This is a genomic window from Saccharopolyspora sp. NPDC045839, assembly GCF_056431645.1.
In genome coordinates this window covers 1-9,086 of sequence record NZ_JBWKKH010000070.1, presented here as the reverse complement: position 1 = coordinate 9,086, position 9,086 = coordinate 1, and the positions used below count along the sequence as shown (strand labels likewise).

The 9,086-nt window shown below is 70.7% G+C and carries 6 protein-coding genes; 4 read left to right on the top strand and 2 right to left on the bottom strand.

Annotated features, from left to right (window positions below; translation table 11 throughout):
- The first annotated feature begins 106 nt into the window (after nucleotides 1-106).
- Nucleotides 107-382, top strand: coding sequence for a hypothetical protein (locus AC07EQ_RS43290; protein ID WP_478393601.1), 276 nt, complete (start codon nucleotides 107-109; stop codon nucleotides 380-382).
- 210 nt (nucleotides 383-592) lie between these two features.
- Here the strand turns inward: AC07EQ_RS43290 and AC07EQ_RS43285 are convergent, their stop codons facing one another.
- Nucleotides 593-1,393: a sensor histidine kinase gene (locus AC07EQ_RS43285; RefSeq protein WP_478393600.1), complete on the bottom strand. Its 801-nt coding sequence runs from the start codon at nucleotides 1,391-1,393 to the stop codon at nucleotides 593-595.
- A gap of 385 nt (nucleotides 1,394-1,778) precedes the next feature.
- Between AC07EQ_RS43285 and AC07EQ_RS43280 the strand changes: the two genes are divergently transcribed.
- Together AC07EQ_RS43280 and AC07EQ_RS43275 are read left to right on the top strand one after the other, a co-directional pair.
- A complete protein-coding gene (locus AC07EQ_RS43280) occupies nucleotides 1,779-4,994 on the top strand; it encodes a right-handed parallel beta-helix repeat-containing protein (RefSeq protein WP_478393599.1) in 3,216 nt (1,071 codons plus the stop codon).
- 399 nt (nucleotides 4,995-5,393) lie between these two features.
- Nucleotides 5,394-6,539 carry a S8 family serine peptidase gene (locus tag AC07EQ_RS43275; protein ID WP_478393598.1) on the top strand — a complete coding sequence of 382 codons (1,146 nt, stop codon included), beginning with the start codon at nucleotides 5,394-5,396 and terminating at the stop codon, nucleotides 6,537-6,539.
- A 333-nt stretch (nucleotides 6,540-6,872) separates the two neighbouring features.
- Here AC07EQ_RS43275 and AC07EQ_RS43270 read toward each other — a convergent pair whose 3' ends face one another.
- Nucleotides 6,873-7,796: a DMT family transporter gene (locus AC07EQ_RS43270; protein ID WP_478393597.1), complete on the bottom strand. Its 924-nt coding sequence runs from the start codon at nucleotides 7,794-7,796 to the stop codon at nucleotides 6,873-6,875.
- A gap of 217 nt (nucleotides 7,797-8,013) precedes the next feature.
- On the opposite strand from AC07EQ_RS43270, the gene AC07EQ_RS43265 reads away from it, so the two are divergent.
- A complete protein-coding gene (locus tag AC07EQ_RS43265; protein WP_478393596.1) occupies nucleotides 8,014-8,631 on the top strand; it encodes a superoxide dismutase family protein in 618 nt (205 codons plus the stop codon).
- Nucleotides 8,632-9,086 lie beyond the last annotated feature (455 nt).

Genomic DNA, 9,086 nt, shown 5'->3' with positions numbered 1-9,086 from the left:
GGGGGGGTGTGGGTGGGGGGGAGAAGCCAACCAATCAAAAAGAGACGGTTCCTCCCCCCCCACCCCCCCCCCCCCCACACCCCAAACCGAGAAAGGAACCGATCTCATGTTCTGGATCCAGCTCAGCACATTCATTCTGTTCAACCTGTTGATCCTCGCGATGCTCACCACCCAGATCCCCGCACGAGCCATCGCCTTCACCACAGGGCAGCACGCTGGAGGCGGCGAAGGTGCTTACACGGTCTGGCATCTCATCGCCGACATCGAAGCCGAAGCCCGGGAAGAAGAGCACGGGTCGGAGCACGAACATCCCCGCATACCACCGGAATTCCCCACCACCGATCCCGACGAACCCTACGGACGCCACCACCTGCGCCCGTAACCGCCCGTGAGTCTTTTGTGTCGCTATAGCAACACAAAGCACACACGGCCCCGAACCGCCCGAGCAGGGCCGGTGCGGTGACCTCCCCCAACCCCCACCCGCACCGGCCCACCTCGGTGACCGGGCGCGATGCCCCCGACTCCACGCGCCCGGTCACCGTTGACCAGACTCAGCAGGCAGTCGAGCCGCGCCCGGCCGCCCGCCGCTACATCACGAAATGCCCGCCGGGACGCGGGCGATGAAGCGGCAGCCGTCGGTGACCTGGTCTATCCGGACGTCTCCGCCGTGCGCCCGGATCAGGCCACGAGTGATCGCCAGGCCGGCGTCACCTGACGAGACGGACTCGTCGAGGTCCATGAGCCCTCCACAGCCGTCGACCACGATCACCTCGATCTCGTCGCCCGACACCACCGCCGTCACCGTCACCGGCTCGCCCGGCGCCGTGTGCCGCACCGCGTGCATCACCAGGTTCGTCAGGGCCCGCGTCGTCACCGCGATGTCGACCAGCACCGGATCGGTCGCGCTGTCGAGGCCCACGCCGTGCAGCCGCACTCCGCGCTCCAGGGCGACCGGGAGCGCCGTCGCCAGCGCCGAATCCAGCAGGTCCGCCAGCCGGGTCGGCATCCGGTCCACCGGCGCCGCCTGGATCCTGGCCAGCTCGAAGAGGTCGCCGGTCACCCGGTTCAGCCGCTGCGCGCCGCCGACCAGGCTTTCCAGGTATCGCTCGGGTTCCTGCGCCACGCCGTCCTGCAACGCTTCCGCCGCGGCGCGGATGGTGGCCAGCGGGGTGCGCAGCTCGTGGGAGATGGCGGTGATCAGCTCGCGCTGCGCGCGCCGCAGGTCGGCCCGGCCCTGCTCCGCTTCGATCAGCGCGTTGCTCGCGGCCGTGAGTTCTTGCCGCAGCCAGCGGAGTTCCGGCTGCGGGTAGCGGCGGGTCCAGCGGCCGAGCGCCCACCCGACCGCGCCCGATGCGAGGCACACCGCAGCCAGCGCCTTGCTCACCCTGGCCACGTCTGTCACCCCTGAGATCTGTTCCTTCGGCGGCGGTGGCCGCTCGCGGTGCGGGTCGCTGCCCGTCGACCCGCCCGCGGGGTTCGCCGCGAGCGCGGTCCTTCCTGCTTTCGGGGATCCCACGCCGGGGTTCCGCCACCCGCACCGCTGCGCAAGCCACTCTCGGAACAGTCGCCCGGTCCGGGTGGGACGGCCGGCTCCCCGAATCGTCCGTTCCATTTAACCTCCCGGCAACCACGCTCCGGGAGTCCCATGAAAAGGGGTCGGCGGGCGACGTTGTGGGGACTAACGCTCGCGCACCGCGCAAGGCAGGCTGGGAACACCGTTTCAACGCAAAGCGGATTGAGCGGTCGTTGGATCCGCGCGGTCGATGGAGGAGAGTGGCGTGGCACGGCCTGTGCTTTCGGTCCGCCCGGAGGGGCCCGACGGTCATCGGACCATCACGGCGGCATTGGAGCAGGCCCGACCGGGAGCGGTCATCTCGGTGCACCCAGGCCGCTACCAGGAGAACCTGGTGATCACCAAGGTCGTCACCATCACCGCCGCCGAGGGCTCGCGCACCGTGGAGCTGGCCCCGGTCCGCGGCAGCGCGGTGCGGGTGGTGTCCGAGGCCGTGCAGCTCAGCGGCCTGGTGTTGCGCGGCCGCGATCCCGAACTGCCCACTGTGGACGTTCCGCGCGGCCAGGCTGCGATGGACGACTGCGAGGTCACCGGCTCGGCCTGGACCGCCGTGCTGGCGCGGGAATCCGGCTCGCTGGCGATGCGCGACTGCCGGGTCACCAACTCCTCCGGCGCCGGCATCGTCGACACCTCCGAGGCGGGCAGCGTCGTCGAGGACAGCGTGATCGAGCACCTCGGCAGCTCGGCGATCGTGATCAGCGACCGCGCCGCGCCGACGATCCGCCGCTGCGTGCTCCGCGACAGCCGTGGCAACGGGATCTGCGCGAACGCCGAATCCCGCGGCACCGTCGAGGACTGCCAGATCTCCCGCACCGACAAGCCCGCCATCGCGTTGGAAGGCTCCAGCAGCACCGCCATCAGCAACACCTCCGTCAAGGACGTGGCGATCGGCGCCTACCTGAACAGCACGGGCCGCCCGACGCTGCGGGACTGCTCGATCACCGGCACCCGGGAGCACGGCGTCGTGGTGCTCGGCGGCAGCGAGCCGGTGCTGACCGGCTGCCGCGTCGGCCGCAGCAAGGCGCACGGCCTGCTGATCACCGACAAGGCCAAGGGCAGCTACGAACAGCTGCGGGTGTTCGGCACCAAGCAGGCCGCCATCCACGTCGGGGAGTTGGCCGGGCCAAGCTTCCGCGAGACCACCGTGCACGACAGCGCGAAGGAAGGCGTGGTGCTCACCGACGAGTCGGTCGCGGAGTTCGACCGGCTCGAAGTGCGCGACGTCGAGGGCACCGGGATCAGCGTGGGCGCCGGGGCGAACCCGATGCTGCGCCGGGTCACCGTGCAGGAGGCGCGCGGCGACGGGATCGCGGTGTTCGGCGGCGGGCACGGCCGACTGGAGGAGTCCGAGATCGGCGACGTCGCCAAGGTCGGCCTGCGGATCGGCGAGGACGCCGACCCGTACGTCAGCGGCACCGTGATCCGGGCCGCCACCGGCGTGGCCGTGGAACCCGGCGGCACCGGCATGTTCCGGGACTGCGAGGTGCGGGACTGCACCGGCGACGGTGTGACCGTCGCCGACCACGCGGAACTGACCATGCTGCGCAGCAAGATCCGCAAGAACGACGGCCACGGCGTGCTGGTGAGCAACGGCGGCCGCGCCACGCTCGACGAGTGCGAGCTGGTCGACAACACCCGCGACGGCGTCCGCGTCGAGACGACCGAACCGGTCTCGGTGACCAACTGCACGGCCACCGGCAACGGCGGCTCGGGCGTCAACACCCCGAACAGCACCAGCAGCGGCGGCGACCGGCTGGAGATCGAGAACCTGGACAGCCGCGACAACGCCAACACCACCGACGCCGAGGCCGGGCCGCTGGTCGAGCTGACCGCGCTGGTCGGCCTGGACGGGGTGAAGGAGCAGGTCACGACGCTGGTGAACCTGACGGAGATGGCCAAGCGCCGCGAGGCGGCCGGGCTGCCCGCGCTGCCGATGAGCCGGCACCTGATCTTCGCCGGGCCGCCCGGCACCGGCAAGACGACCGTCGCCCGCCTCTACGGCGAGGTGCTCGCCTCGCTCGGCGCGCTGCGCAGCGGCCACCTGGTGGAGGTCGCGCGCGCCGACCTGGTCGCGCAGATCGTCGGCGGCACCGCGATCAAGACCACCGAGGCGTTCAACAAGGCGCTCGGCGGCGTGCTGTTCATCGACGAGGCGTACACGCTGAACGCGCAGGAGGGCGGCGGCCCCGACTTCGGCCGCGAGGCGGTCGACACGCTGGTGAAGCTGATGGAGGACCACCGCGACGACGTGGTGGTCATCGCGGCCGGATATTCCGAGCAGATGCAGGGATTCCTGGCGTCCAACCCGGGCCTGGCGTCGCGGTTCAACCGCACCATCGAGTTCGCGAACTACTCGGTGCCCGAGCTGGTCACCATCGTCGGGAAGATGTGCGAGGCGCACAGCTACGAGCTCGGCGAAGGCACCCGCGACGCCCTCGAACAGCACTTCGGGCGACTGCACCGCGGCGCCGACTTCGGCAACGGCCGCGCCGCCCGCAAGCTCTTCGAGGAGATGATCGACCGGCAGGCCGTCCGGCTGGCCGCGCTGCCCGACGCCGACGGGCCGGAGCTGTCCCGGATGCTGCCCGAAGACGTGGGCGCCGAGCCGGAACCCGAAGCGGACGACAAGCCGTCGGCGCTGACCCGGCTGCGGGAAATGATCGGCATCGGCTCGGTGAAGTCGGCGGTGGAAGACCTGGTCAACCTGCTGGAGGCGAACAAGCGGCGGGCGGCCGCGGGCCTGCCGACGCCGAAGATCAGCAACCACCTGGTGTTCGCCGGGCCGCCCGGCACCGGCAAGACCACGGTGGCCCGGCTCTACGGCGAGGTGCTGGCCGGGCTGGACGTGCTGCCGACGGGCCAGCTGGTGGAGGTCGCGCGGGCCGACCTGGTCGGCAAGTACATCGGCCACACCGCGCAGCTGACCCGGGAGGCGTTCGAGCGGGCGCGGGGCGGCGTGCTGTTCATCGACGAGGCGTACACGCTGACGTCCTCTGGCGGCAACGACTTCGGCCGCGAAGCGATCGACACGCTGGTGAAGCTGATGGAGGACCACCGCGACGAGGTGGTGGTGATCGTCGCGGGCTACCCGGCGGAGATGCAGGACTTCCTGGACTCGAACCCGGGCCTGGGCTCGCGGTTCTCCCGCCACGTGCGGTTCGAGGACTACACGGCATCGGAGCTGGTCAGCATCTTCGAGCGCACGGCGGACACCAACGGCTACGAGTGCAGCGAGGCCGCCCGAGCGGCGCTGCTGGACCACTTCGAGCAGGTGCCGCGAGACCGGAACTTCGGCAACGCCCGCTACGCCCGCCAACTCCTGGAGTCGACGATGACCCGTCAAGCGGGCCGCATCAGCGCCCTCCAGTCGCCGACCCTCGAAGACCTCCGAAACCTCCAACCCTCCGACCTCTCCCTCTGACGACTCAGCGTTTCGCGGGCGAAGCCCAAGGAGCGCCCGCGCCTGCACAAGAAACCGTCAAGGACCAAGCCCCACCCGTCTACCGACGCCCTGAAGCGAACGGCCTGTTCGCTCCGCCTACCGACCCAAACGGTCCGTTCACCCCAAACACCCCCGTCGGTCAGACGGAGCGAACGGACCGTTCACCCCACCCCCCACCACCAGCCAGCAAGTTGAAGCGAACGGCCTGTTCGCTCCACCTACCGACCCAAACGGTCCGTTCACCCCAAACACCCCCGTCGGCCAGACGGAGCGAACGGACCGTTCGCTCCGTCTAGTGGAGTGAACGGGCCGTTCGCTTCGGGGCGATCCCCTTTTCGGGACGTGTTGCCCCCGGGCGCCAGGGCATAACTTCGGGGCGTGCGAACTTGTGCCAAGTGGGCGGCCGTTTTCGGGGTCATCTCGGTGCTTTCGGCTCCGGCGGCCAGCGCCGCGCCGGACCTGCCACCGATCACCCCGGTCCTGTCGAGCCACCAGGGCTGCCGCACCGCGTCCACAGTGGACACCAATGACATCCCGTGGGCGCAGGCGATGCTCCGCCCCGACCGCGCCTGGCAGCACGCGAACGGTGCGGGCGTGACGGTCGCGGTCGTCGACACCGGCGTGGACGCGACGTCCCCGGCCCTGGCCGGCCGGGTCGCCAACGCCGGGGAGGACTGCGTCGGCCACGGCACCTTCGTGGCGGGCCTGATCGCCGCCACACCCCGCCAGGGCGGCGGATTCACCGGCATCGCCCCCGGCGCGCGCATCGTGGCCGCCCGCGCCACCGACCAGGCGGGCAACGCCACGGCGGACGGCGTGGCCAACGGCATCCGCTCGGCCGTCGCGGGCGGGGCGCGGGTCATCCAGGTCTCGGCCGCGGTCACCGAGGGCAACGGCGCCCTCGCCACCGCCGTTCGGGACGCCACGGCGGCCGGAGCCGTCGTCATCGCGCCCGCTTCGACCGGCGACCCCGACAAGGCGGTCCCGTCGTTCCCGGGCGCATATCCCGAGGTGATCGCGGTTTCGGCGATCGCCCCGAACGGTGCCCCGGTCCGCACCTCGGCACCCGAGATCAAGGTCGACCTCGCCGCCCCGGGCGCGATGATGACCGGCATCGGCCCGCGCGGCAACGGCCTGTTCGTCTCGGGCGGCGACGCGGTGGCGGCGGCGCAGGTCTCGGGCACCGCGGCGCTCGTCCTGTCGTACCGACCGGCGCTGTCCCCGCAGGAGGTGGTGCGCCGACTGCGCGACACCGCCTACCCGCCGCCCGGCAGCGCCCCGGACCCGCTGCTCGGCAGCGGAGTCATCGATCCGGAGGCGGCGCTGACGGCGGAATTCCCCACCGCAGGAGGAAAGCCGCCCGTCATCCCGGCAGCGGTCCACATGCCACCACCCGTGGACACGACGCCAGAGGTGACGGCGGCAGTGGTGGCAACGGCGGCGGCGGTCGTGATCGCGGCCGTGACGATCGCGGCGGTGATCATCCCCCGAGGCTGCAAGCGCGGCTGGCGCCCAGCCCCCTGAACCGGCCGCCCACCAGCAGGTGTCGGAATTTCCGCTGGCCGACGACAGCGGCTACCGCAACGGCTCGAGAACTCGTTCTGCACACCGGTTTCGCGCGGAACCGCCGTTCGCCACGCCCGCCGGGCGCCGGTTTCGCGCGAAACCGCCGTTCCCCCGCAAGATGGTGATTTCGCGCGAAATCAACGTTCCGCACGCCTGCCGGATGGCGATTTCGCGCGAAATCGCCGCCTCTCACCACGTGGCCAAGCGGTTCGCCGCTTCCAGGGGCGCGCCACCACGGGAAAACGTCCTGCAACAGCAAGACGGCCGCTGGAACGCCGAGCCGCCCGGCGATCAGACCCGCGTCGGCTCCCGAACTTCGACGAGCTTCGTGCTGCTGACCCGCTCGTGCCAGCCGAGCCCGGCCACCATCGCCACCACGATCACGAACCCGACCCACTGGGTCGCGCTCAACTCCGCCCCCAGCACGAAGACGCCGACGATCGCCGCCGTCGCCGGGAACGACAGCTCGGCGAGCGTCGCCCGCGCAGCAGGAGTGGTGCTCAAACCGATGTAGTAGAGCCAAAGCGCGAGCAACCCGGGGATCAGCGCCAGCAGCACCAGCCCGAACGCGTTGTGCCAGCCCACCGCCACCGGCGATCCGCTGAACAGCAGGATCACCGACGCCGCCGGCAGCCCGATGGCGAACCGCAGGGTCGTGACGTCCCGCGCGGGGACGCTGCGGCTGACGAACCGCCCCAGCACCGTCCCGGCCGCCCACAGCACCGCGGCGCCCAGCGCCAGCAGCGCGGGCACCACCTGCGAAACCTCGATGTGCAGCGGATTCTTGAACGCCAGCAGCCAGGCCCCGATCAGGGCCGGGATCGCGAAGGCGAAGTAGCGCCCGCGCAACTTCTCGCGCAGCAGGGCGAACGAGGCGACGGCCGCGAAGATCGGTTGCAGCTTCTGCAGGACCAGCGGCGTCACCGGGTCGCCGTACTTGAAGGCGGTGGTGAACAGCGCGGTCGCGAGCGCGGACGAGCCGACCCCGACGACGATGATCGCGACGCGCTCCCGCCAGCCGCAGGCCCGCAGAGCACGCAAGGCGCGCGGCAGGAACGGCGCCAGCAGCACCACGATGATCACGTGCTCCCAGAACACCACGCTCGCCGACGGCAGGCTCGTCGCGAGCGGCTGCCGCCACAGGGCATCGGTGCCCCACATCGCGGTGGCCAACGCCACCAGCCAGGTCCGATCCGCGCCCCGCGTTAACCCCATGCCCACAATCTATGATCTCGCCCCGCCCGCGCGGCCGGCCGCTCGCCATCTGGGACGCGATCTGCGGCTGTCGTACCCCTGTTCATACGACAGGACATGGGCCACCCGCGGCCATACGCTCGATCCGGGCCACCGCTGGACGCCGGTTTCGGCGCGTCGGCGGTCACGGGCAGAATCGGCGTCGATTCGGACAGTGATGACAAAGGACGGATACCTCATGCTTCACCAGACCTCTCGCCTGACCGGCTCGGTCCTCGGCCTGTGCACGGCGGCCGTGCTGATCGCCGGATGCGGCGGCGGGCAGGCCCCGGCGCCGTCCGAGCAGCCCGCGACGCAGGAACACGGCGAGCACCAGGCGGCCAAGCAGACGTCGGCGACCTTCGAGCCCTACAAGGAGGGCGCCACCGCGATCACCTACAACCCCGAGCAGGTCCCGGCCGGTTCCCGCGTCGACCTGTCCTCGGAGCGCACCAACGGCCAGACCAAGATCACGGTGAACGTCGAGGGCCTGCAGCCGAACCGCGACTACGGCGCCCACGTGCACACCAAGCCCTGCGGCCCGACCGGCGAAGACGCGGGCCCGCACTTCCAGGAGAAGGCCGACCCGGTGAAGCCGTCGGTCGACCCGGCCTACGCGAACCCGCAGAACGAGGTGTGGCTGGACTTCCACACCGACGCCCAGGGCAACGGCACGGCCACCGCGGAGGGCAACTGGTCCTTCGACAACCGGCAGGACGCGAAGTCCTTCGTGATCCACGAGATGCACACCCACACGGAGCCCGGCAAGGCCGGCACGGCGGGCGGCCGCCTGGCCTGCACCAACGCCACGTTCTGACCGAACCGCCCCACGGAGGACCGCAATTTCCACGAGGTTTTCCAACCTCGTTCTGCGTGGCGGTGCGGGTAGCGGAACCTTCAGAGGCTCCCTGGACTGTGGATGCCCCTCCTGATGTATGCCCAGGCGAAGGGGCCGTCCTCGCCAGGAAGTCTCTGAGAACCCGCAGCGGTGCAGGTTTCGTAGGTGGGCTATGCGCCTGCGGCGCATGCGACACCCCATCGACATGCGGCTTCGCGACCCGCGGCTGCGGACCGACCGGGATGAAAAACGCTCAATCGGAAGTTGCGCACCGTCGGCGTGTCACGCCACGACACGCCGAACCCCTGTGGACAACTTCGGTCGGCCGTGGATAACTCGCGCAATTTCAGGCTCTTGTGACGTTTCCGTGGGTGGTGTGAGTGGCTGGTTTGGCCATGGAGTTGGGGGCACGCCGTTGCTGCGTCTAGGTTTCT